Source organism: Paenibacillus medicaginis, assembly GCF_042138635.1.
GTDB classification, from domain to species: Bacteria; Bacillota; Bacilli; order Paenibacillales; family Paenibacillaceae; genus Paenibacillus; species Paenibacillus medicaginis.
In genome coordinates this window covers 46188-71053 of record NZ_JBHIRY010000021.1, presented here as the reverse complement: position 1 = coordinate 71053, position 24866 = coordinate 46188, and the positions used below count along the sequence as shown (strand labels likewise).

Genomic DNA, 24866 nt, shown 5'->3' with positions numbered 1-24866 from the left:
TTATCACTCCATGGCCGATTTGCAATGAAAAAATAGCAGAAAACCAACAAAAATCAGACTTTTGTAAGCGGAACCAACAAAAAAGTCTTTTTTGGCGTTAAACTGAAGTTAGTTGAAAAAGCTGAAAATGTCCTCAAAGGAGATGAAGAGCATGTCTGTTGGTATATTAGCTCATTTATTCGGCAGCCTGCCTTATCGGGAATTGGCCGCCAAAATCGGGAATGCAGGCTTCACCCATATTCAACTGGCCTTGTGGAAAGCGGTCAACGACGCGGATTTTACGAAGCCCGGCCGGCTTAGTCCGGGGCTGGTTATGGCCATGGCCGAGGAATTCCGCAAGCATGGTGTGACGGTATCCGTTCTGGGCTGCTATCTGCATTTTTTCCACCACGATCCCGTGGTGCTGCGGGAGAACAAGGAACGCTTTAAGGAGTTAATTCGGTATGCGCATCTGTTCGGGGCACCGATGGTGGCGGCGGAGACAGGCACCCATCCGGACGGGAAATACAATGAACTGGACCGGATTATTTTACGCGAGACGATCCAGGAGCTGACTGAAGAGGCAGAGAAGTGGGGCGTGTTTATCGGCCTGGAGGCTGCAAACGGTCATCTCGTCGGAACCGCCCAGGAGCTGAATGAGCTTCTCATGCAGGTGCCTTCCTCCCATATCGGGGTGGTGCTTGATCCCGGCAATTTGCTTCATGAGGGGAACATGGACAGACAGGATGAGGTCATCCGGGAAGCATTCGATCTGCTGGGTACGCGCATTATCGCCTGTCATGCCAAGGACCGCAAGCTTACGGAGGAAGGATGGGTTATCACTGTGTCGCCGGGCCTGGGAGATATGAATTACCCGTTGTACATGAGCCTTCTGCAGCAGTATAAGCCGGAGGTCCACATTATTATGGAACATGCGGGCGAGCAGGAAATGGCTGTTTGCAAGACATTTGTTGAGGACACACGGGCTGAGGCGGCAAAGCTCTCGGTTGCGGCGGAAGCTTTAGGAAGTGCAGAACGAACTTGACGATTGGCCAGATTGCAGAAAAAAGCCGGAAGATCAGATTCTATAGGATCTGATCTTCCGGCTTTTGCTGCTGTTCAGGAAAGAGAGAAGCCTTCTTCACGCAAATATTCTTCGGCCTCGTCGCGTGCTTCGAACACCATTTCGATGCTTTCGCCAGTGTAAATATACCACATATCGTCTTCCTGCATCAGCTTCAGAGTATGTCCCTCCGAATCTGTCCAAACAGAGGTCTGTCCGGCTGTGCTTGAGACGGACGTGTATTCAGCAGCCTCCGGTTCCGGGCGATTCTGTCCCGAAAGCGAGCGAATCGAAGCCTGTACGATTGTTTCCAACTCCTCGGCCGCGAAATCGCGGATATTCACGAGCCCTTTGGCATCTGTCTTATACTCCGGCAGAAGCCCTGCATATACATACCCATTTCCGTTGGGATGCAGATGGTGGACGACCGTTTTTTTATCATAGGCGCTGTTCTCATAGTGAAAGTTGATCCGTCCCAGAGAGACGTCCTTTCGTTCCAACTCGGGGAAGGATTCAAGAATGCTGATTTTTTGCTCAAACGTTAGCATAAGGCCTCCGGTATATTTTTTCTTGTGATGAACCGGATTATATCACAATGCTTGCAGTTGCACCAATGAAAGGGCCTCTTTGCAGCAAGCCACCTTCCCGCAGATGGATTTACAACAAACTGTAATGCCAACCTATTCCTTCAGCGAGCCTATGAGCAGGCCCTTGATGAAATATCGTTGCAGGAACGGATAGAACAGCACCACCGGACCGATGGTCAGAATGGCGGTGGCCATCTTTACCGACTCCTGCGGCAGCGTCTGGCTGCCGGAAATGGCGCCGCTGCTCTGCATTTGCTGGATCATGCTGATCTCGGAGTTCAGCTTGAACAGCAGGTACTGAAGCGGATACAACCTCTCGTTGTCCACCAGCATGATGGCGTTAAACCAGTTGTTCCAGTAGGCAATGCCATAGAACAGCGTGATCGTGGCCAGGACAGGCATGCTCAGGGGGAAGAAGATCCGGAACGCGATATAGAAATCGCTGGCACCGTCGATCTTTGCGGCCTCCGTGAGGGATGCCGGAATCCGGGACATGTAGTTGCGCACGAGAAACAGGTTAAACGGGTTGAACAGCAGCGATGGAATGATCAAGGCCCAGATCGTGTTGTTCAATCCGAGATGGAGGTTGATCAGGTACCAGGGCACGAGGCCCGTGTTGAACACCATGGTGATGAAAAAGAACAACCCGAGCCCGTGACGGTAACGGATATGCCTGGCGGCCAGCGTGTAGCCGGCCATGGACGTAATGGCAACAGCCAGGAGCGTGCCGACCACCGTTACGAAGATCGAGATCATATAACTCCGGTACAGCGGCGTGCTGCCGAACAGCAGCAGCTTGTAGGCATCGAGCGACAGCTGGCTCGGAAACAGCTGGTAGCCGTACTGTTTGATGCTGGCCTCATCGGTAAAGGACACCATCAGCACCAGCAGCATTGGCAGTATGCACAGGATGGAGATGATGCCGAGCAGGACGGCGTTTACGGTGTCGAACCATCTGGGTCTGGACGTCATCGGGTTTCGCTCCTTTCAGGACATTTCCGGTTCATGTTAGAACAACGCATGATCCGGGTTCACCTTCTTCACGATTTTGTTGCTGCCCCATACGAGAATAAAACCGACCACGGACTGGTACAGGCCGACAGCCATCGCTTGCGCAGGGTTGCCAATTGTGCGAAGGGAACGGAACACATAGGTGTCGATGACGTCAACGGTCGGATAAAGGAGGCCGTTGTCCTTCACAATGGCATAGATCATGTCGAAGCTTCCGTACATGATTTTGCCAAGCGCCAGCAGGGTCAGAATGGATATGGTCGGCAGCATGAGCGGAATCGTGATGTGGCGGATAAGCTGCCAGCGGGTGGCGCCGTCGATCCGCCCTGCTTCGTAATAGCTGTCATCGATGCCGGTAATCGCGGCCAGATAGATGACAAGGTTCATCCCGAGGTCCTTCCAGACCGCGGTGATCGTCAGAATCCAGGTCCAATATTGCGGCGAGGCATACCAGTTGACAGGATCGATATGGAAGAACGCCAGAAACCGGTTCAGGATGCCGTAGTCGGTCGACAGCAGGCTGTAAATGATGTAGCTGACGATGACCCAGGACAAGAAATGCGGGAACAAAATCGTGGATTGGGTCGCTCGCGAAAACCAGCGACTGCGCAGCTCGTTGAAAAGAATAGCCAGCGCCATGGCTCCCAGTGTGCCGACGATAATGAACAGGAAGTTGAGCTTCAACGTATTGAAGGTGACTTCCCATGCCCGGGGAGACGAGAAGAAAAACCTGAAATTGTCAAAGCCGACCCACTCCGAGTTGAAGAGCCCGGTCCTGAAGTTGAATTTCTGAAACGCAATGAGCATGTACGGGAGCGTGAAATAGCCGAAGACCAGCGTATAGATGGCGGCCGGTACGATAAGCAGATACGCGGAACCGTTCGAGCGGATTTCACGCAGAAAGCTGGAGTGGCTTTTTTTCATGGGGGCACATCCTTTCATCAATGATAGGGGCTGCAGGCGTCAGCAGTTCTGTTTTGAGTGTAAAAAGAGTTGCCGTGGCCCGTAAACTATGAAAATGAGGTTTGTACGGATTGGAAGGCAGGAGGGGGACTTTAAAAAAGGGCAAAAACTTCAAATTTTAGTACTCAGCACAGCGTTCTCTGGAGGAGAATAGCGGAAAAAGACTGGTTTTATAAGGTTTTTAGCTGTTGCCTCCAATGGTTGGAAGAAAGGCTTCGAAAAATAAGAATGCGTTTTCATATTGATGAATGCCTGCTGCAAATGTAATATGAAATAAAATACAGATCTGATCCCGGCGTATCCGATGGTGAGATAACGTCATTAAAATGACATGTATATTACATATATATATCATATGACGACAGCGATTTTGGTTGAATGCAGATCGAAGCTGATGCTTCAAGATGATGACCAAATGGCAAGGAGGGAGAATATGATCCGGCAGCGATTGTTCCGTTATGCGGTGTACCGCAACATGTTTCTCAGTTTTGTTTTGCTTACGGCAGCCATGATTGCCCTCGTAACCGTCGTCCTGTTCATGATGTTCTCCTGGAGCACCGCGAAAGAGGTAGGGAAAATTTCCGAGTCGATGCTGAAGCAGAACAGCGCTGTGTCCAGCGTGATCCGCGACCAGGTCTATAATGTGGGCAATCTTCTGCTCAGTGATAAGGAAATCGTGGGCGTCTTGTTGGACAAAGAGAGTGATCCCGTCAGGCAGTACGGAGTGTTCGGCACCCTTAACCGAATTCAGTCGACCTATCCTTTCATCCATTCGATCGGGATCTATAACGGTTCGAATAACACGTATCTCAATACGAAGGGGATTACCAAAGAACAGGAGAAGAAGCTGCTGGAGGAGATCAACAGCAAGAACACTTCCTACTTCCACCTGTTTCCGCGCCGGATCTCGGCCGCCAATTCCTCTAACCAGAGCGAGGATGTCATTACCTTCGTTCTCCTTCCAAGCTATTATTCGCCCGTGAACTCCAAAGGCGCCATTGTAATCAACATGAGCACCTCCACCATACAGAAGCTTATTGGAGGGTATCAGAACGAAGCGGCGGATTCCCTGTACGTCATTGACGACAGCGGGACGATCATTACCCATTCGGACCGGGCCCGCTTTATGGAGGATGTCTCTCAAGAGTCCTATGTGCAGTCCATTCTTTCATCCGCTGCGGAGAGCGGCTATTTCACCCGCTCCATTGACGGCCGCAAGAGCGTCGTCACGTACGTCAAATCCAAGGAAATGAACTGGACGTTTATCAGCGTAAGCCAATATCAAAATCTGCTGTTCAACATGCAGGCTTTACGTACGGCGGCGCTGGTACTCGCTCTGGCCTGCTTCGCCGTAAGCATCTTCCTGTCGGTCTGGCTGACACACCATGCGTACAACCCGATTCGCCATCTGCTGGAGAAAATAAGCGCCATTCCGAAAATGAAGGGGAATCGGCGGCAAATCAACGAATTCGCCATACTGGTTACAACCTACACGGAAATGACGGAGAGGATGCGGTCGATGGAATCCGAGGCTTCCGTTGCCCGTCAGGCCCATGTGCTGCAACTGCTGACCGGTGGCGATGAGACGGCATTCCGCCGTCTGGCCGGGGATGGCAGGGGGCCGTATTTCCTGGCTGTGGCCCTGCTCCTCGATACCCTGGACGGCTCGCCCGGGGGCGAGAATGAGGAAGTACAATCGTATTCCTGCGCCACCGTCGCCCGGGCGGCCCAGCAGATGCTGGAGCCGGAGGGAGCAAGCGTGGCCGCGGTCGGCGAAGGCATCGTGGCGATCATCCTGCCTATCAAGCAGAATCGGCTACCGATCGGTATAGTCGGCATGCTGGAGGAACTGCAGGGCGAGATTCTGCGCACGCTCCGCGTGTCCGTCACCGTTGGCATCGGCACGGCCGCACAGACGTATGACGAACTGCGCGAATCGTTCGATTACGCCCAGTCCTGCTTCCGCCAGCGGTTTTTCGAAGGCAAGGGCAGGCTGTTCCACTGCGACCTGGTAGCCGCCACGGAAAAGGAAGGCTCCGACGCGCAGTATCCGGACAAGCGGGAGAAACGCATCATCGAGGCGATCAAGCTGCAGCAGCGGGATAAGCTGGAGAAAGAAATTGAGCTGTGGATTAAGGAAATCCGGAATTACACGTACCATGAAGTGATGTTCTTCATCAATCAATTCATCGGCGTGCTGTACAAGCAGCTCAATGTCCATACCGTGAAAAACCGGGAGAGCGCGGAGCTCTTCCTTGACTTCACACGGCGGATTACCCGCTTTCAGACGCTCCCGGAAACGGCGGATGCCTTGAAGGAGCTCGCCTTGCGGCTATGCAGCCTGTCCGAGGAAGCGGGCGTGGTCCGGCATGCCGAGGTCGTGGATTTCATTCAGATGTATGTGCGCAAGTATTATGCGCGGCCGGATATGTCGCTTGAGCAGGTGGCGGGCGAGGTCAAGCTGTCCCGCAGCTATGTCGGCAAGCTGTTCAAGGCGCACTGCGAGCTGTCGTTCAATGATTACCTGAATGCCGTCCGCCTGGAAAAAGCGAGAGAGCTGCTCGCGAGCACCGAGCAGTCGGTGCAATCGATCAGCGAGCAGGTGGGCATCTTGAATACGACCTATTTCTATACGCTGTTCAAAAAACATTACCAGATATCCCCGGCCCAGTTCCGAAGCCAGCATGCAATGGAGAAGAAACAAGCGCAGTGACAGGTAACCTGACTTTTTGAACTCGCATTCCAAGTGTTTAAAATGGCGGAATCCATCATTTTGAAGTATGCGCCGTTCCCAATGTCTTCTTAAGATAGAAATCGTACCGTAACCACAGGACAATACTACTTCAAGTCAGGGGGAACAGGCATGAAAAAAATGAAAGCACTAGCGCGATGGTTAACCGCGCTCTTCATCGTTTCCGTGATCGCTGGCTGCTCCGGTGGAGGTAATGCCGGCGGGAAGAACGGCCCGGCAAGCGGGGAGAACAGCGGCGGAGACAAGCTGCCGGTCCGGTATTTGCTTCCGGGCAACGCACCGCAGGATTTGGACACGGTGGTCAAGGCGATAAACGAAAAGCTTGCGGCTGACGGTCTAAACCTTACGTACGAGCCGACGTACATTGCCTGGGACGCATGGGATCAGAAGACGAACCTCATGATGTCGACGGGGGAAGAGTTCGAGTTGATCGCCATCATGCACGATGTGAAAGGGCCGACGGTGCTTGCCGGCAACGGCGGGATCATTCCGATCGACGATTTGCTGAATCAGTATGGCAGCGAGTTAAAAAAATCTATGCCGGACTGGATCTGGGAATCTGCGAAAATCAACGGTAAGATCAGCTACGTGCCCAACTTTTGGGCAGATACCGCTTTTAACGACGGTATGTTTACGATCCGGACGGATTTGCTCGAGAAGAACGGTTTGAAGCCTCCCACATCGCCGGCGGAATTGCTGAATACGGCGGAGACGCTGCAGAAGAACTGGCCGCAGGACAACAAGAACGTGTATATCAAAATGCTGGAGGAACCTGCCTACTTCCTGCATACGACGTACGACACCTATCCGTTTACCGTGACTGATAACATGATTTACATTGACCAGCAGGGGAATGTGAAGTCCTGGCTTGAAACCGGGGAGTTCAAAAAAGATGTGCAGTACATGAACGAGGCCTATCAGCGCGGGCTAATCATGAGCGATCTGCTGACGACGCCGACGGAAGTCATCAACCAGGAGGAACTGGCCGGGCGTTATCTATACCGTCCGGGGGATGTCGGCACAAGCGATGCCATTTTGCAGACGTTCCCGGACGCCAAGCTGGACATTTACTATTTGGCTGATCAGCCAAAGTTCAGAGCCTACGCGATCCGGAATTCCAACGGGGTATCGGCCACCTCTCCGCATCCGGAAGCCGCCATTCAATTTTTGAATTGGGTATACAGCAGCCAGGAGAACATGGATCTCGTGCAGAACGGCGTGAAGGATGTGCATTGGAAGGATACCGGCAAGAACACCAAAGACTATCTCGCCAAGAACGAGAACGGCTCCCCGGCTTATGAGCTGCCGTACTGGCTGCTCGGCCACGTTCAAATGAATAGGTATCCGACGAACATTGATTCAGCACGGCTGGAACGCCGCACGACGATTGCCGACGATGCCGTGAACAGCATTGCGATCGGCTTCACCTTTGATCCGACCAACGTCGCTTCCCAATACGCCAACTGCATCGCTGAGCTGAAGACGAGCGTCTATCCGGTCATGCAAGGGGTCGTGAAATATGAGGACGGCTACGACAACATGCTCGCCGCGATGAAAGCAGCCGGTCTCGACGAGGTTGTGGCGGAATATAAACGGCAATTCGATGAGTGGAGAGCCGGTCAAGGAGGACATTGAAAATGACCATTCAGGAGCCAGAGCCAGTCATCCGGGAAGGATGGCAATGGTTTACGGAAAGCCGATACGGCATGTTCATTCATTTTGGGCCATATGCCCGATACGGGCGCGGTGAACAGGTGTTGTTCCGGGAGCATCTGGACCAGTCCGAATATGCGAGCAAGGCCTGCGAGTGGAACCCGGAGTTTTTTGACGCCGAACTGTGGGCTTACACGGCCCGCAAGGCGGGCATGAAATACGCTTGCTTAACGACACGGCATCATGATGGATATTGCTTATGGGATACGGCCACGACGGACTACTCGAGCGCGAAGCAGGCGCCCGGCAGGGATCTGGTGCGGGAGTTCACCGACGCGTTCCGGGCCGAGGGTCTTCGGGTCGGCTTATATTATTCCTGGATCGATTGGCGGATTCCGGCTTACTTCGACGGACCGAAAAAGGATCCGCAAGGCTGGGAGGACATGAAGCGGTATTTGCACGCCCAGGTGGAGGAATTGGTCACGAAATACGGGCGCATCGATCATTTCTTTTTCGACGGTGTGTGGCCGAGAACCGCCGAAGATCTGGACAGCATCAAGCTGGTAGAGCGGATGAAGTCGATTCAACCGGATATTCTGGTCAACAATCGTCTCGGGCTGTCCGAGGAGGAGAAGCTGCATGCAGACGGAGGCGGCGGATCGGGAGATTCCGAGGTGCTCGGCGACTTCGGCTCACCGGAGCATGTCATCGAACCGGACCGGAAGAGGCTCTGGGAATCCAGCCAGGTGACGACATGGCGGCTGTGGGGTTATACGAACGGCGAACGATGGCGTCCTGCCGACATCCTGCTCGACATGCTGTGTGAGTGTGCCGAGAAAGGCGGAATGGACGGTGGGAATTTGCTGCTCAACGTCGGGCCGCAGCCGGACGGACAGCTGCCGCCGGCATTCGTGGAACGGGCACTCAAGATCGGACAATGGCTGGAGGTTCACGGCGAGGCAATCTACGGCTCGGACGGCGGCAATCTGACCGAGTTCATCACGTATGGACGGCAGACGATGAAAGGCAATCATCTGTATCTCATTATCCGGTTTTGGGATGGAAGACCTGTACTGAGATTGGCGGATCTCGTCACGCCCGTGACCCGCGTGACGCTGCTGACGACGGGACAGGAGCTTACGTTTCGGCAGGACGGCGATGTACTCTGGATCGAGGGATTGCCGTCGGAACGACCGACCGAATTGTTCCCGGTGATCCGCATCGAATGCGAGAGTCGTCCGGAGACGACCCAATGGGGGCGTGAGCGTCTCTGGACGGGCGATCCTTCCCGGATTGCCGATTGGGCCAGGACGCGCGGGACATCCGTCTATGCCGACGGTCAGTAACGATTCAGGGAGAAAAAATGTGAATCAGGGGAAAGATGGGGGATGATAAGAAAGAATGGACAGCTTTCCGTTGAAGGAAGAACGAGCTGTCCATTTTTGCTAGTCAGTCAGCAGAAAACCGGCACGTTCCAAAGCTTGGCATGCCTGCTCAATCCGTTCCTGATCCGGCGCAGTCAGCGTATGAAGATGGATGCCACCGGTCAGCTCCGACAAATACGATGCGTTTGTGGAAGTGATGCGCAGAATAAATTCATGAACGTCCTGGCGGGTGGAGGCCAGAATGGGAGCTGTAATTTCGCCGTAGACCGGGTGCTCGACAATGACGTCCTTCACAGTGACTCCGTAATCAACAATCAGCTGCAGCTCTTCCTCCGTCCGTTCGGGGCCGTGCTGGACGGCAATAATCCGTTCGACAGGCCTTTCGGATGCCTCAGGCTGTGCCAGATACATGTAACCTTGGCTTGTTGCCATAATCGGTTCATTCCTCGCTTTGAGCAGCGTAATATCCTGCACAATAACCTGGCGCGACACAGATGCCCTGCGGGCCAGCTCGCTGCCAGTAAGCGGGGAATGCTCCTTCAGCCATTGCAGCAGCTTCTCTCTTCGCTCCGTACCGTTTAGCTTAATTTCTCCGTTCATCTATTTTAATTCCTCCTCGTAACAGGCTATAGCTTGCTGATCGCCGTTTCATGCAGGGTGTTCAGGAGTGAGTCAATTTCCTGCAGAGTCGTATGCTGCCCGAAAGAGATGCGTATGAAACGCAGAGCCTCCTGGTCCGACGCCCCCAAAGCCTTGACGGAAGGAGAGGGCTCCTGCTGTCCTGCGGCGCATGCGCTTCCGGCGGATATGCATATTCCGTTGCGGTTGCATTCTAACATTATATACTGTCCTTCGGCTCTCAGAAAATAGCAGCCTGCAATGTGAGGCAGCACCTGTACGCGGGTTTCGTCCACAACAGGCTGCAAAGGGATGCCGAGCCGTTGCCCCTCTGTGAACAGATGTGATCTTAATTCATGGAAATGCAACGAGAGCTCCTTCATTTGTCCGGCCATAGCGGCGGCTGCTGTCACAAAAGCGCCGATGCCCGGAACGTTGACCGTGCCCGGCCTGAAGCCTTTTTCGTGCGTCGTTCCGGGGTAGAGTGGCTTCCATTCGACTCCAGGGCGAATATACACGGCGCCCACGCCTTTCGGGCCGTAAACCTTGTGGCTGGATACTGTGAGCACATCGAAGCCCAGCTCATCCGCGTGAACAGGTATTTTGCCAAAGGTTTGAACCGCATCGGTATGCAGGAGGATATTACGCTTTTTTAGAATCGGCGACAGCTCCCGCAAGTCCTGAATAATGCCGGTTTCCGAATTGGCGTGCTGTATGGAGACGAGTCCTGTGTCTTCCCTTACATGGCTGAGCAGAATTTCAGGGGTGATCCGTCCACTGCTGTCCGGCTGCATGACGGAAATATCCCAGCCCTGACTCTGCAGCATAAATACCAGATTGCGGATGGATGAATGCTCCACCGAGGTGGTAACAAAATGCCGTCGTGCTGCGGGCAATCCGTTTAATACGGATTGCAGGGCAAGTATATTCGATTCCGTGCCCCCGCTTGTAAAATAGATTCCATCCTCATGCCCATGAATCAGGCCGGCAAGCTGTCTGCGGCAATATTTAAGGATATGCTCGGCTTTCCCTCCTGCATCGTGAAGGCTGCTGGCATTTCCGTAGACTTCTTGATTCAGTTCATGAAACACCTGCATGGCTTCATCGCTCATCGGGGCCGATGCGGCATAGTCGAGATAGATCATGTCATCTCTCCTCAATATGGAAGTTAAATGTGAAATAAAAGCCTTGAGTTTATTGTAGGGATGTGTAAATATATGTGTCAAGACACATGTAACGACAAGGGGTGTTTTTATGTCTTCACCATCGGTGATTGTGATTGGAGGCGGAGCTGCGGCCCTGTCCTTTGCCACAGCGCTGTCTGAGGATATACAGATAACGCTGCTTACGAAGAGCACAACAGGCCGCAGCAATTCCATGCTGGCACAGGGGGGCATTGCTTCCTTCTATCAGGCGGGAGATTCGGCGGCTGAACATCTGGCCGATACGCTCGCTGCCGGGGGCGGGCACAATGACGTTATTGTGGCCGCCAGTATCATTAAGGATGGCAGACGATTGATTGAACGGCTGCTGGAGCAGCGTTTTCCTTTTGACCTTGATGAGCAGGGTGAGCCGCAGCTTGGTCGGGAAGGGGGACATCACAGGAACCGGATCTTTCATGCAGGCGGGGACGCTACAGGTAAAATGCTGGTGCAGCATCTGGCGGGGCGTCTGCAAGAGAATGTCCGGGTGATGGAACAAGTCACGGTGTATGAGCTGCTGCTGGAGCAGGGCAGATGCACGGGAGTGCTTGCCAGCCATGAGAAAACGGGGTTATTCGAGATGAGGGCGGATGCCGTTATCATTGCGACCGGAGGTTGCGGCAGTCTGTTCAGCCGCCATACCAATGATGCGACCTTGACGGGCGACGGCCTGATGATGGCTTATAAGGCAGGCGCCGAGCTTACGGACCTGGAATTCATTCAATTTCATCCGACTCTGCTCGTTCATGAGGAGGTTTGCTATGGGCTTGTTTCCGAGGCGGTACGCGGTGAGGGCGGGGTGATCCGGGATGAAAACGACAGGCGAATCATGAGCGGGCGCCATGCGATGGGTGACCTTGCCCCGCGGGATGTGGTAGCCCGGGTGATGCATGAGGAAATCCGGCACGGGCATTCACTGTATATCGATATCAGCGGTTGCAGCCATTTTGCAGAACGTTTCCCGACGATATCAAGCCTGTGTGAGACTGCGGGAGTGGATATCCGCGCGGGCCGTATTCCGGTTGCTCCGGGTATGCATTTTCTAATGGGAGGCATCCGTGTAAACGAATGGGGCGAGAGCGCTGTTCCAGGCTTGTATGCAATAGGTGAGGCCGCTTGCACGGGTCTGCACGGAGCCAACCGGCTGGCCAGCAACTCGCTGCTGGAAGCTTTGGTCATGGGTGAGCGGGCGGCGCAGCAGATTGCACGGCTAGTTCCTGCCCGGAATACGGATAAGGGCATGCTCAGCCTTCCGGTGCAGGAAAGGTATGGCTGCTACGATGTGCCTCGTCTCGCGCTTGACGAGCTGCAGCAGCGCATGAGTGAGTCTGTGTCCATCCACAGGAGCGGGGAAGAGCTTCAAGTCCTGTACAGCCGGCTACATGAAGTGCAGACCGACCCCATTCATGTGCAAAAGATCACAAAAGAACAGCTTGAACGCCTTCATCTATGGCAGCTCGCCAAGCTCGTTACAGCCTCTGCATTGCTGCGTGAAGAAAGCAGGGGTGCCCATTATCGGACCGATTTTCCTGTGACCGATGATGCGGGCTGGAAAGGGAAACAAATCATTCACAGCCGGAACGGCATACAAATCAGAGAAAATGAAGGGATTGCTCAATCATGGAACGTTTACAGCTGAAACGCATGCTGGAAGCTTTTTTCACTGAGGATATCGGGAGCGGTGATCTGACGTCTTCCCTGATCTTCGAGGATCAGGTCTGTGAAGCTGTTATTCACAGCAAGGGCAGCGGCATCTTTGCAGGCAGCGATGTGATCCGGGAAGGCTTTGCGCTGTGCGATGCGGACATCGAAGTGGAAATGTGCAGGAGAGACGGGGATGCACTCGCTCCCGGCACCGTTATTGCTGAATTAAAAGGTAGCGCGGCGGCGCTTCTGACGGGTGAAAGGGTCGTGCTGAATCTCATTCAGCGCATGTCAGGTATTGCGACGCTGACAAGGGAGTGTGTAACCCGGCTCAATGATTCAAGCATCCGCATTTGTGATACCCGGAAGACCACTCCCGGTCTAAGAATGCTTGAAAAATACGCTGTCCGCATTGGCGGCGGTTATAACCACCGCTTCGGACTCTATGATGGCATCATGATTAAGGATAACCATATCGCCGCCTGCGGCTCCATCCGGGAAGCCGTTGCCAAAGTCCGCAGCACTGCGGGGCATATGGTCAAGATCGAGGTGGAAATCGAGGATGAGCAGCAGCTCCGGGAAGCGATTGAGGCAGGCGCGGATGTCATCATGTTTGATAACTGCCCGCCGGACACGGTCCGCACATTCGCAGCACTTACCCCGTCGCATATCGTGACAGAGGCTTCGGGTGGCATTACCCCGAACAGCCTGCCTTTGTTCCGGGGGACGGGAGTGAACTGCATTTCGCTCGGCTTTTTGACGCATTCGGTGCAGAGTCTTGATATCAGTATGGATGTGAAAATATAACTGGTGTGATTTGAAAACTCAAGGTGTGACTTAAAATCTATGGGAGAGGAATGGTTGAACAATGTCTATTCTGGAAGCGTTGAACGGGCAGCACGGAATGATGCCTGAGCATTATAAGCACATATCGACAGCCGAGATGGAGCAGCGGGTTGCCGCATTAAAAGAAAAGTTCGGCAAAAGGCTGCTCATCCCCGGCCACCATTATCAGAAGGACGAAGTCATTCAATTCGCCGATATTACCGGCGACTCACTGCAACTGGCACAACAGTCCGCGCTGAATACGGAGGCTGAATATATCGTATTTTGCGGAGTCCATTTTATGGCGGAAACGGCCGATATGCTGACCTCGAAAGGGCAAACGGTCATCCTGCCTGATATGCGGGCTGGATGCTCCATGGCGGATATGGCCAATATCATGCAGACGGAGAGAGCGTGGCAGGAGCTGCAGACCCTGTTCGGAGACACAATCCTGCCTTTAACCTATGTGAACTCTACAGCAGAGATCAAGGCTTTTGTCGGGAGAAACGGCGGAGCAACCGTGACGTCTTCCAATGCCAGCAAAATAGTGGATTGGGCCCTTAAGCAGAAACAGCGGATCCTCTTCCTGCCGGACCAGCACTTGGGACGGAATACCGCTTATGATTTGGGCGTGCCCTTGGAGCAGATGGCGGTGTGGGACCCGCATGAGAACAGGCTGCTGACGGATCAAGAACCGGAAACTATCAAAGTTATTTTATGGAAAGGGCACTGCTCCGTTCATGAGAAGTTTACCGTGGAAAATGTCCTCAGGCAAAGAGATCTGGACCCTGAGGTCCGGATCATCGTGCACCCGGAATGTGCGCATGAAGTGGTGCAGTTGGCGGATTGCGCAGGCTCGACCAAGTTCATCATCGAGACGATCCGCAATGTGGCGCCAGGCACCAAATGGGCGGTAGGCACGGAGATGAACCTTGTGCAAAGAATCATCCGCGAGCACCCCGAACAGCACATTGTTTCTCTCAATCCCGACATGTGTCCATGCCTGACCATGAACCGTATCGACCTTCCTCATCTCCTGTGGTCGCTTGAGTCCATTGACCAGGGAGAACCGGCAGGAATTGTAAAAGTGTCGGCTCACATCCAACGCGAAGCCGTGATGGCTTTGGACAAAATGCTCCATATTGTATAACATTTGACACTCCACACGACTAAAGCCGTGGGATTCTCTAGAACGAGGCTGTATGTGTATAACAGAAAAATGGCTGCTCCAACCTTTCAAAGGGTTGGAGGCAGCCATTTTTTTTCATGCCATGCCTTAGCTGAGCAAGCGTGTAGTAGCGGAGGGAGCGGCAGCCACTTGGCTACCCTGCATGGCGGTTCTCCACCGTTGATAGCTGTCCAAAGCAGCTCCGCTTTCGAGCGCGGCTTTACAGGTGTAAATCCCTTCCTCGATCGATTGCACACGTTCTCCGATATAAAGGCGCACCGCACTGTTCAGCAGCGCCTGATTCGTAAACGCCATATGGCCGGTGCCGTGCAATACCTGCTCCGTCACCTCGACCTGGAGGGCCGGTGTCCAGGCCAGCTCGGGCGGGACACTTTCCAGGCCGAACATTTCGGGATCGATCAGTTCGAGCCGGGTCTCTCCATTTTCCACAAAATAAGTCCGCGTCGGGCGTTCGATGAACAGGTCCTCGGAGCCCTCGCATCCCTGGACGATGACCGCTTTACGGTAGCCGAGCTTGACGAGCAGCTTGGCGGTTCTTTCAAAGACGGTGTTGTGGAATACCCCGAATGCAAGATAAGGCGAGCAGCTGTAATCAATCAGCTTCTCCGCCGTATTCAGCACGGTTCGCAGCCCCAGCTCTTCCCGGAGCGGGCGCAGCCTGCCAAGAGGCGGACATTCCTGCTCGGCGGAGACGAACATCACCCCTGTGAGAGCCGCAGCTGCCGCGGATTGGCGGCGCGGGACGCGGGCGCCGTCGATTCCCATTGCCCCAAGCAGCATCGGAATCGTAATTCCCCGCTTCGGCGGCAGTGGCTCGGTGCCATGCAGCGTGACAGGCAGGCCGCAGGACGCCACAATAAATGCGGAGGCAAAAGTAGCCATAAACGTCGAGGTCCGCCCGTCATACGGACCCGCGAAATCGATGCCTTCGCGGCCGCCGGAACGGTTCGCAAAGCTGCGGCATACGTCTACGAACGCTTTAAGCTCGTCCACGCTTTCGATCTTGATCCGTTCAGCGGTAAAAAAGGCGCCAATCTGGGCCGGACTTGCTGTTTGTGTGAGGATCAGGCGGGCGGCGGCCGTGGCTTCCTCATAGGTCAGATCCCGCGCTCCGCGCTTGCCGCGTCCGACTTCCTTCAGCAATTCAACCATATTCATATCCAATCTCCCCCTTTTGCGCTATGCCTTCAGCATTTGATGAGCCTTTACAATGGAAACGGCAACGTCCACGATTCTTTTCCGCTCGTTCATAGCTTTCTTGCGCAGCAGCTCGTAGGCTTCAGCTTCGGGAATGCCGTTGACCTCGCCCAGGATGCCCTTGGCCATATCAATCCATTTGCGTTCCTCCAGCCGGGCCTTTAACTGGTCACGCTCGCTCTTCCACTGCTTGCGTTCGAAAAAACGCTTGCCGCCAAAATGAAGCGCCCAGTTCAGCTCATGCTCCTTCATGCCGGGAGCCAGGATTCCGTCTATGGACACATCAACCTCACAATCTTCCGTTGAGGAGAGGGCCGCGTCCGCACTGCACCACCAAAAAAGCGGCATCTCCTTTTTCTCTGTCAACTCCACGCCCCACATCTGGATCGACGCGACAGGCAGATGCAAAATAGCGGCATCGACATCCTGAAGCTTCTGGCCGGCCGAAGCTTTGTCACGGGCCAGGAACACCTGGTAACCGTAAGCTTCCAGGACGGACTCCGGACTTGCGCTGCTCGGGCGTTCTCTTTTCTGAACATCAATGACCAAAAATGAACGCATGAAGAGGCTCCCCCTCCTGTAAATGACTTAGGTCCACATACTTCTATGAGTAAAAGATAAATGAAGGCAGAAAATCTAACACATCCTTTTGCTTATTTTGCTGTCTTTTGCATGAAAAAGCAATCGTATTTTTTGAAATGTGACAAATGATACCCGAAAAAATGTGTGTGTACCGTAAACTATATTATTCGGCTATTTTTACGTCAATAATATTGACATGAACACTGAATGCGTATATATTAAAACCAATAATTTAAAATTTATTAAGTCGGATACAATGGCGTATCCATAATAAGCGGCAACGAAGCCCATTTTCACCTGTGAACAAATGTTTCAGGGGGAAGTGGGCTTTTTCGGCTTTTAAGAAGAGGGTTGAGATGTGATTTGCGGAGGGGAGAGGCGTTATGGAAAATAAAAAGAAGCTCGTGATGATCGGTAACGGAATGGCAGGGGTAAGAACGATAGAGCATGTGCTGAAGGTGGCTCCTGGACTTTATGATATTACGATTTTTGGCGCGGAGCCTTATCCCAACTATAACCGCATTATGCTTTCTTCCGTACTTGCGGGGGGGACCGGTCTGGAGGATATCGTCATCAATGATTGGAACTGGTATGAGGAAAATGGTGTCCAGTTGTATGCCGGAGACCCTGTAATCGGAATCGATACGAAACGCAAGAAAGTAAAATCCGTCTCTGGCCGTGAAGCGTCCTACGATGTTCTGCTGCTGGCCATGGGCTCGAAGGCCTTTATCCTGCCTCTGCCGGGAGCTGATAAAGAAGGCGTGATCGGCTTCCGTGACATCAAGGACTGCCATACGATGATGGATGCGGCGGGAAAATACCGTAAGGCGGCCGTCATCGGCGGCGGACTGCTGGGCCTGGAAGCGGCAAGGGGGCTGCTGAACCTTGGTATGGAGGTCACGGTCATTCATAACAGCCAATATTTGATGAACCGTCAGCTTGATCCGGCGTCTTCCCTTATGCTGCAGCGTGAGCTGGAACGGCAGGGCATGACCTTCCGGCTGGGGTGCCAGACGGCGGCGATTGAAGGACATAAGCGGGTGGAACGCCTGGTATTCAGGGATGGCAGCTCCGAGCAGGCTGACCTGGTTGTGATGGCTGTTGGCATTCAGCCAGAGATCATGCTGGCGAAGGAAGCAGGCATCGGTACCGGACGAGGAATCCTTGTGAACGACTTTATGGAAACGAATATGCCTGATATTTACGCTGTCGGGGAATGTGCAGAGCATCGGGGAATCACCTATGGGCTGGTCGCTCCGCTGTATGAGCAGGGCACTGTGCTTGCGAAGCGGCTGGCGGGAATTGAAACGCCGGGTTATGAGGGCTCGGTCACTTCCGCCAAGCTGAAGGTTTCCGGTGTGGATGTGTTCTCCGCCGGGCTGTTCGAGGATGCTCCGGGGCTGCGCGCTTTGCGCTATCAGGATGAAATTGACGAAGTGTATAAAAAAATCGTGCTCCAGGATGACAGACTGGTCGGAGCCGTATTGTTCGGGGATACGACCGATGGAGCTTCTTTATTTTCATTGATTAAATCAGGAGAATCCGTTGCAGGCAGGGAAAAAGAGCTGCTGCTCGGCTTCCCGGCCGGTAAAACTGAAGCTTCCGGGCTGGCCAGATTCGAGCAAATGCCGGACGACGAGATTGTGTGCGGCTGCAACGGGGTCACCAAGCAGATGATCGGCGAAGCGGTAGCCGGCGGCTGCCGGACAGTGGGAGAGATCAAGGCTTGCACGAAGGCTTCGGCATCCTGCGGCGGCTGCAAGCCGCTCGTGGAAGGATTGCTCCAGTTCTATGCGGGTGATGAAGCGGGAGAAGGCGTGAAGGAAGGCATCTGTTCATGCACCAAGCTGAGCCGTGAAGAAATCATCAGCGGTATCAAAGAAATGGGCCTGAGCACAGTGAAAGAGGTTATGAATGTACTGGGCTGGGATGAGCCTGGGGGCTGCTCCAAATGCCGTCCTGCGCTGAATTATTATCTGGGCATGATTTCGCCCGCCACTTATAAAGATGAGAAAGAGTCCCGCATCACCAATGAGCGTTATCACGCCAATATTCAGAAGGACGGCACGTATTCGGTTGTGCCCCGTATTTATGGCGGTGTAACCTCTCCGGCCGAGTTGAAGAAAATTGTTGACGTGGCGGAGAAATACAACGTGCCTCTGGTCAAATTCACAGGCGGGCAACGGCTTGACCTGCTTGGCGTGAAAAAAGAGGATCTGCCGGGAATGTGGGCAGAGCTCGATATGCCGTCAGGGCATGCTTATGGTAAAACGCTGCGTACAGTGAAGACCTGTGTCGGCAATACCTTCTGCCGTTTCGGGACACAGGATGCAATGGGAATGGGCATCAAGCTTGAGCAGGCGTTTGAGCGTCTGAATGCCCCTGCGAAGGTCAAACTCGCCGTCTCCGGATGTCCGCGAAATTGTGCGGAAGCGACGATCAAGGATCTGGGCGTCGTAGCCATTGACGGGGCCTGGGAGCTCTATGTCGGCGGCAACGGAGGCATCAAGGTCAGAGCAGCCGAACTGCTGTGTACCGTTAAAACGGAGGACGAGGTTATTGAATGGACAGCTGCTTATTTACAGTATTACCGTGAGCAGGCAAGCTGGAATGAGCGTACGGCACACTGGGTGGAAAGAGTAGGCCTGGAGTCGATCAAAGCAGCGCTGGCGGACGAGGAAGAACGGAAGGCGCTGGTGGAAAGAATTACGGAAACGCTCAGCTATACGACCGATCCGTGGAAGGAAATTATCGAGAATCCCGAGCTGCGCAAAAACTTCGAGCCGCTGGGCGGCCTGCAAACGGTGAATGAATAGGGGGGAGCATGTATGGAGGAGAAGATCCGGGTAGCAAGCATACAGGATATCGATCTCAGAGGGGCAAGGACGTTCCGGATGGGAGAGCTGGAGATCGCCGTATTCCGTTTAGACGACGGAAGCATTACAGCACTGGAAAACCGTTGTCCGCATAAAGGCGGAAAGCTGTCAGAAGGCATGGTATGCGGCTCAAAGGTGCACTGTCCGCTGCATGACTGGAAAATCGATCTGGCTAGCGGGCTGGCACAGGCGCCGGATGAAGGCTGTGTGGCCACGTTCCGCACGGAAATCGACGAGCAGGGCAGTGTATATGTTTTGGTGGAAAAGAAGATGCTGCAGTCCGCTTCGGGGGCCTGATCAGCGGAGGTTCGGCTTGAAGAAGTGATGAGGGAGGATACAGGTCGCTGAACGGGGGGCGTCCATATCACAGCCTTATATTTTTCGGTTTTGGTCCAATAACGACAAATCATTGTCGCTGTTGGACCTTTTTCGCATTTTATTATCGCTTGACTTGGTGTAAACACCAGGTTGTAGCATGGAGGTGCTCAGATCAAACTGACAGACAGGAGATTAGATAATGAAACATCATCATAATAAAGTTGCTCTTATAACAGGTTCCAATTCTGGTGTAGGATTCGAGCTGGCCAAGAAAATGTTGTCCGAAGGCTGGCAGATCATCGCACTGAGCCGTTCCGATTTTCCAGCTGATGAAGTGATTCAAACGGCTCAAAAGTCGAATCAGCTGAGAATTTATAAAGGGGATCTGGCTGATTTTTCAAGTCTCAGGAGAGCACTGGATCAGATTAAGAAGAGCGAGGGCCATATTGATCTGCTTTTCAATAATGCCGGCGTGTCATTCGGAGAATTCCAGTACTCCATACAAGGGCGCGAGATGCATTTTGAGGTCAATACAGTGGTACCCTACATTATTTTCATGGAGCTCAGAGAGCTTTTGTTAAAGGGGGAACTGAAAACCGTTATCAACACTTCATCCAACGCCTTGCTGATGGTCAAACAGTTCGATTACAATACATTAGACAAGCCTGTCGGATTCAAAAAACTTCTGGGTCCTTACGCCGCTACCAAATTGGCCCTTTCGCTATGGACCCAGCAAATTGCCCCTGCACAATTGACGGAGGAAATCCGGATTCGCAGCGTTTGCCCCGGCCCTAACAAGACAAAGATGTCCAAGGGTGCAGGGATGCCAGGATTCATGATTCCGATTGCCAACCTGTTCTTCTCCCATCCGAGTGCAGGAGCGGCCCGTTTATATGACGCTGCATTGGGTCATCATAAAGACGCTACGGGCATTTTTCTTAATAAAGGTAAAGCGACGCCCTTCAAGTTCAATGACCAGAGCGCGAATGTTCTGGATAAAGTAGACAGAATCTATAAGCAGGAATTTGCATGTGCAAATATGTAATTGAGGATATAGATGGCAGATGGTTAGCGTTTGGGATAAAAGTGGGTTGAAGAAAAAGAAAAGGAAACCTGCAAAATCAGGTTTCCTTTTCTTTTGGAATTGAATCAAGCATGCATTAAATCCCGATGGTGTTTAAGAAACTGCCTTGCCTGCACTTGCCGTAGAGACGCGCAGCCAGGTGTTTTTCCATTTCATGTGCATGACGATAATCAGAGTGAGCGCTGCAGCCACGATCAGGCTCACGGTGATAAAACCAGGAGCATACGAGCCAGTCGTTTTATACAGATTGCCGAGAATGAGCGGCAAGGCGTAACCGCCAATCCCGCCTGCGGCACCGACAATGCCGGTCATCAGGCCGATTTCATTGCCGAAACGCTGTGGCACGAGCTGGAACACAGCACCATTGCCTGCACCGAGGCACATCATACCGGCGAACAGAAGTACGATCACGACCGGCAGCGGCGGCAGCAGGGCCACACAAGCGAGCATGATTCCTGCACCTGCATAAAGGAAAGTCAGCATGCGGGCTCCGCCAATTTTATCGGATAACAACCCGCCGACAGGTCGGAAGAAGCTGCCTGCAATTACACAAATTGTGGTAATATCCGCCGCCTGTACAGCAGCAAGTCCGTATTGGCTGTTAAAAAAGATCGTAAGATAGTTAGCGAGTCCAACGAAACCGCCGAAGGTTACACAATACAGTCCGCAGAACACCCAGGCGTCCTTTTGGCTAAGAATGCCTGCGTAGGCTGACAGCTTTTTGGGCTCCGGACGGTTCGGGCTGTTGCGGGCAAACAAAGAAAATACGATAAATACGATGGCAATCGGAATAATGGCGAGTCCAAATACAATTTCCCAGCTGCCAAAATGCTGTGCCAGACGATTGGCGAACAAGGTAGCCAGCACCGTGCCGCTGTTGCCGGCTCCGGCAATGCCCATGGCCAGGCCCTGATGCTCTTTCGGATACCATTGACCGGCAAGCGGCAGGGCAGCCGCAAAGGAGGCTCCAGCCACGCCCAGCAGCAATGCCACGACATAAAGCTGATCCAGGGAATCGACCCACAGCCAGCCGAGCAGCAGCGGAAGCAGCGTCACCAGCATGCCGATCTGTCCTGTCAGCTTTGGCCCGATATAATCGGATAAAAAGCCGAACAGCAGTCTCAGGATTGAGCCGCCGAGCACCGGAAGGGCGACCAACTGTGCTTTCTGCACGGGGTCCATGGGGATATCCGCCGCGATGACAACGGCCAGCGGGCCGATCATGCCCCAGATCATAAAGCTGATGTCAAAATAGAGGAATGCGCCAAACAGGGTGGGCTTGTGCCCGGATTGCAAAAAACTTTTCTTCTCCATCCTTCATCTCTCCCTTTTGTTTTTCTCCTTTTTCTCTAGGTGAATCCCAAAGAGGCCGCAATTCGTCCGTGGAAGAACGATTTGCGGCCTCTTTGCCGTAGCGTTGAACACGTCATTGTGCCCCACACTGATGATTTGTTTTCACAGCATTGTGAATTTGATTTGATTCAAATTATAAAAAGCAGGAAAACAAATGTCAATATAGATAACACAAAAATTTGATCTATCAAAAACTTAGCTTATTTCCATTAAAATGTGTCATTTTTATTGACATTACTCCTTTCATCGAATACGCTGTTTTTATGAACTGTCACAATGGAGTGACGGTATACCCGGCAATGGAGCCCTTTTCTATGTACATTAGAAAAGGGCTTATTCTGTCTTCTGGCCGAGCAAATGGCTTGCTTGATATAAGCTGTATATAAAGAGAACGGATTTGGTTCCTGAAGGGGAGAGGGTAGGATGAGAGAAAGACTGGTTGTGATCGGCAACGGGATGGCAGGGATAAAATGTGTGGAGGAAGTGCTGAAGCTTGCCCCCGAGAGGTTTGATATTACCATTTTCGGAGCAGAGCCCCATCCGAACTATAACAGGATTATGCTTTCTAAAATGCTGCAGGGAGATGTAGCCTTTGATGACATTGTACTGAATGACTGGGCCTGGTACCCAGAACACGGCATTAAGCTGCATGCGGGAGTACGAGTAGACCGGATCGACACAGCCAGCCGTGTCGTAGTAGCAGCCGACGGCAGCAAGGTCCCTTACGATGTGCTGGTGCTTGCTACAGGCTCTTCGGCCTTCATTCCCCCCATATCTGGAGCGGATAAAGAAGGGGTCATGGCGTTTCGTACAATGGAAGACTGTGAGGCATTAATACAAAGCGCGGGCAGCTACCGTAAAGCAGCAGTGATCGGCGGCGGGCTGCTTGGTCTGGAGGCGGCGCGGGGGCTGCTTCATCTCGGTATGGAAGCACAGGTGATTCATAACGCACCTTACCTGATGAACCGTCAGTTGGATCCGACGGCAGCAGGACTGCTGCAGACCGAGCTTGAGCGGCAGGGCATGGTATTCCACCTCAGCAAAAACACGGTCAAAATTACGGGCCGCAAACGCGCGAACGGATTACGTTTTGCAGATGGCAGTACATTAGACGCAGACGTGATCATCATGGCGGTCGGTATACAGCCTAACATTGAATTGGCCAAGGAATGCGGTCTGCGCACGAACCGGGCGATTGTTGTTGATGATTATCTGGCCACCAGCGTTCCAGGAATTTATGCGGTCGGGGAATGCGCCGAGCATCGGGGCATTGCTTATGGTCTGGTGGCCCCGCTGTTTGAGCAGGCCAGAGTGCTGGCGAATGTGTTATGCAGCAGGGAGACGGCCCCCTACACCGGCTCCATTCCTTATTCACAATTAAAGGTAGCGGGAGTCGATGTATTTTCGGCTGGAGAAATCGGGGGCCGTGGCATCATTACAGCTTTTCAGCAATATGACGGCATCCGCAAAACCTATAAAAAAGTAACGATGGTCAATGGCAGGACTGTCGGGGCCATCCTGTACGGGGACACCTCCGAAGCTCCAACTCTCCTGAAGGCGGTCCAACTGGGTGAAGAGGCAGCAAAGCTTGCCGTGTCTGAAGGCGGTGAAAACCCGATGGAAACCGCAGTGATGGCGATGGCAGAGCAGGAGACGGTGTGCGCCTGCAACGCGGTCACGAAGCTGACGATTCTGCAGGCTGTTACCCGAGACGGCCATAAGACAGAAGAAGAAGTACGCAAGCATACGAAGGCTTCCTCCTCATGCGGCGGCTGCCGTCCTATGGTTCAGGCTTTGGTCAAGCTCGCAGCATCCGGGAAGGCTGCGGGCGGGACAACTGAGGAGCCCGCTGCAGCCGAAAAGGTGCCGGTATGCGGCTGCACCTCGCTGGACTCTGCGGAACTCAAACAGGCTGTCAACAGTCTGTCCGCCTCCACGCCTGGAGAAGCATTCGCCCTTTTGGGATGGCGGCAAAAAGAAGGCTGTGAGGTGTGCAGACCGGCAGTCCATTATTATCTGGGCATGAAGAAGGGCTCGGAAAAAGCATTTGAGTCTCGTTCCTCCGCTGCCTATGGGAGCACAAAACCATCCATGGTCACCTTTATTCATGATGGAGCCATGGAGCAAGGTTCTGGCGGTGAAAGCTGCACTGGCTTGGTGGCCAAGTTGAAGCTGAGATGGAACGGATTGAGTTTTCCTGTCCCGATTACAGCAGCGGTTGCCGCCGGAACCGCATCACCTGCCGCTGTTCTGATTCGTGATATCGGGCTTGCTGCCTGCCCGGCAGGCTGGGAGGTGTATGCAGGCGGGAGCGGACGTCCTGTGCGGGAAGCCCAACTGATCGGGGTGAGCGAGACGGCGGAGGAGGCTGCAAATTTGGCAATTGCCTGCCTGCAGCTGTACCGGAAGGAAGCCTGGTATGATGAGCCTTTGTGGAAATGGTTGGAGCGCGCAGGTCTTCTTTCGGTAAGAGAAACTTTGTATGACCCTGCGGTGCAGCAAAGTCTGTTGGCAGAAATGCGGGAGCTGCCGCAGCCTGTTGAAACGGCTTAAACAATCGAGTAAAGCATAGAGCGGGAGGGTGC

General features: G+C 53.3%; 19 protein-coding genes. 11 read left to right on the top strand and 8 right to left on the bottom strand.

From position 1 onward, the window contains the following. Positions 1–151 precede the first annotated feature (151 nt). Positions 152–1024: a sugar phosphate isomerase/epimerase family protein gene (locus ACE5LO_RS19175; protein ID WP_375521608.1), complete on the top strand. Its 873-nt coding sequence runs from the start codon at positions 152–154 to the stop codon at positions 1022–1024. A gap of 74 nt (positions 1025–1098) precedes the next feature. Here the strand turns inward: ACE5LO_RS19175 and ACE5LO_RS19170 are convergent, their stop codons facing one another. The 3 genes from ACE5LO_RS19170 to ACE5LO_RS19160 form a co-directional block, all read right to left on the bottom strand. After that, a complete protein-coding gene (locus ACE5LO_RS19170) occupies positions 1099–1590 on the bottom strand; it encodes a hypothetical protein (protein ID WP_375521607.1) in 492 nt (163 codons plus the stop codon). A 132-nt stretch (positions 1591–1722) separates the two neighbouring features. Next, positions 1723–2601 carry a carbohydrate ABC transporter permease gene (locus ACE5LO_RS19165; protein WP_375521606.1) on the bottom strand — a complete coding sequence of 293 codons (879 nt, stop codon included), beginning with the start codon at positions 2599–2601 and terminating at the stop codon, positions 1723–1725. A gap of 36 nt (positions 2602–2637) precedes the next feature. Beyond that, the gene (locus tag ACE5LO_RS19160) at positions 2638–3564 is read right to left on the bottom strand and encodes an ABC transporter permease (RefSeq protein ID WP_375521605.1); all 927 of its coding nucleotides are present in this window, start codon (positions 3562–3564) and stop codon (positions 2638–2640) included. Between the two features lie 472 nt (positions 3565–4036). Here ACE5LO_RS19160 and ACE5LO_RS19155 point away from each other — a divergent pair, with 472 nt between their 5' ends. The 3 genes from ACE5LO_RS19155 (at position 4037) to ACE5LO_RS19145 (ending at position 9354) form a co-directional block, all read left to right on the top strand. Next, the gene (locus tag ACE5LO_RS19155) at positions 4037–6316 is read left to right on the top strand and encodes a helix-turn-helix domain-containing protein (RefSeq protein ID WP_375521604.1); all 2280 of its coding nucleotides are present in this window, start codon (positions 4037–4039) and stop codon (positions 6314–6316) included. Between the two features lie 150 nt (positions 6317–6466). After that, a complete protein-coding gene (locus tag ACE5LO_RS19150) occupies positions 6467–7990 on the top strand; it encodes a DUF3502 domain-containing protein (protein ID WP_375521603.1) in 1524 nt (507 codons plus the stop codon). 2 nt (positions 7991–7992) lie between these two features. After that, entirely contained in the window at positions 7993–9354 is a 1362-nt protein-coding gene (locus ACE5LO_RS19145; protein WP_375521602.1) for an alpha-L-fucosidase, read from the top strand. A gap of 99 nt (positions 9355–9453) precedes the next feature. Here ACE5LO_RS19145 and ACE5LO_RS19140 read toward each other — a convergent pair whose 3' ends face one another. Continuing rightward, the gene (locus tag ACE5LO_RS19140) at positions 9454–9993 is read right to left on the bottom strand and encodes a transcription repressor NadR (RefSeq protein ID WP_375521601.1); all 540 of its coding nucleotides are present in this window, start codon (positions 9991–9993) and stop codon (positions 9454–9456) included. A gap of 26 nt (positions 9994–10019) precedes the next feature. After that, complete coding sequence (locus tag ACE5LO_RS19135) at positions 10020–11156, bottom strand: IscS subfamily cysteine desulfurase (protein WP_375521600.1); 1137 nt, start codon at positions 11154–11156, stop codon at positions 10020–10022. A gap of 109 nt (positions 11157–11265) precedes the next feature. Here ACE5LO_RS19135 and nadB point away from each other — a divergent pair, with 109 nt between their 5' ends. The 3 genes from nadB (at position 11266) to nadA (ending at position 14832) form a co-directional block, all read left to right on the top strand. After that, entirely contained in the window at positions 11266–12852 is a 1587-nt protein-coding gene (gene nadB / locus ACE5LO_RS19130) for an L-aspartate oxidase (protein WP_375521599.1), read from the top strand. After that, a complete protein-coding gene (gene nadC, locus ACE5LO_RS19125) occupies positions 12834–13664 on the top strand; it encodes a carboxylating nicotinate-nucleotide diphosphorylase (RefSeq protein WP_375521598.1) in 831 nt (276 codons plus the stop codon). Before nadB ends, nadC begins: the two co-directional genes overlap by 19 nt. Positions 13665–13725: 61 nt before the next feature. After that, on the top strand, positions 13726–14832 hold the full coding sequence (gene nadA, locus ACE5LO_RS19120) for a quinolinate synthase NadA (protein ID WP_375521597.1): 1107 nt from the start codon (positions 13726–13728) through the stop codon (positions 14830–14832). Positions 14833–14958: 126 nt separating this feature from the next. Here nadA and ACE5LO_RS19115 read toward each other — a convergent pair whose 3' ends face one another. Beyond that, complete coding sequence (locus tag ACE5LO_RS19115) at positions 14959–16029, bottom strand: anthranilate phosphoribosyltransferase (protein ID WP_375521596.1); 1071 nt, start codon at positions 16027–16029, stop codon at positions 14959–14961. A gap of 21 nt (positions 16030–16050) precedes the next feature. Continuing rightward, positions 16051–16629 (bottom strand): ANTAR domain-containing response regulator, encoded by a 579-nt coding sequence (locus ACE5LO_RS19110; protein ID WP_375521595.1) that lies wholly within the window; start codon positions 16627–16629, stop codon positions 16051–16053. Between the two features lie 404 nt (positions 16630–17033). Here ACE5LO_RS19110 and nirB (ACE5LO_RS19105) point away from each other — a divergent pair, with 404 nt between their 5' ends. The 3 genes from nirB (ACE5LO_RS19105) (at position 17034) to ACE5LO_RS19095 (ending at position 20889) form a co-directional block, all read left to right on the top strand. After that, positions 17034–19466: a nitrite reductase large subunit NirB gene (nirB, locus tag ACE5LO_RS19105; RefSeq protein WP_375521594.1), complete on the top strand. Its 2433-nt coding sequence runs from the start codon at positions 17034–17036 to the stop codon at positions 19464–19466. Between the two features lie 12 nt (positions 19467–19478). Continuing rightward, the gene (gene nirD / locus ACE5LO_RS19100) at positions 19479–19823 is read left to right on the top strand and encodes a nitrite reductase small subunit NirD (RefSeq protein ID WP_375521593.1); all 345 of its coding nucleotides are present in this window, start codon (positions 19479–19481) and stop codon (positions 19821–19823) included. 220 nt (positions 19824–20043) lie between these two features. Further along, a complete protein-coding gene (locus ACE5LO_RS19095) occupies positions 20044–20889 on the top strand; it encodes an SDR family NAD(P)-dependent oxidoreductase (RefSeq protein ID WP_375521592.1) in 846 nt (281 codons plus the stop codon). Positions 20890–21021: 132 nt separating this feature from the next. Here ACE5LO_RS19095 and ACE5LO_RS19090 read toward each other — a convergent pair whose 3' ends face one another. Next, the gene (locus ACE5LO_RS19090) at positions 21022–22242 is read right to left on the bottom strand and encodes a nitrate/nitrite transporter (RefSeq protein ID WP_375521591.1); all 1221 of its coding nucleotides are present in this window, start codon (positions 22240–22242) and stop codon (positions 21022–21024) included. Positions 22243–22704: 462 nt separating this feature from the next. On the opposite strand from ACE5LO_RS19090, the gene nirB (ACE5LO_RS19085) reads away from it, so the two are divergent. Next, on the top strand, positions 22705–24834 hold the full coding sequence (nirB, locus tag ACE5LO_RS19085) for a nitrite reductase large subunit NirB (RefSeq protein ID WP_375521590.1): 2130 nt from the start codon (positions 22705–22707) through the stop codon (positions 24832–24834). Positions 24835–24866 lie beyond the last annotated feature (32 nt).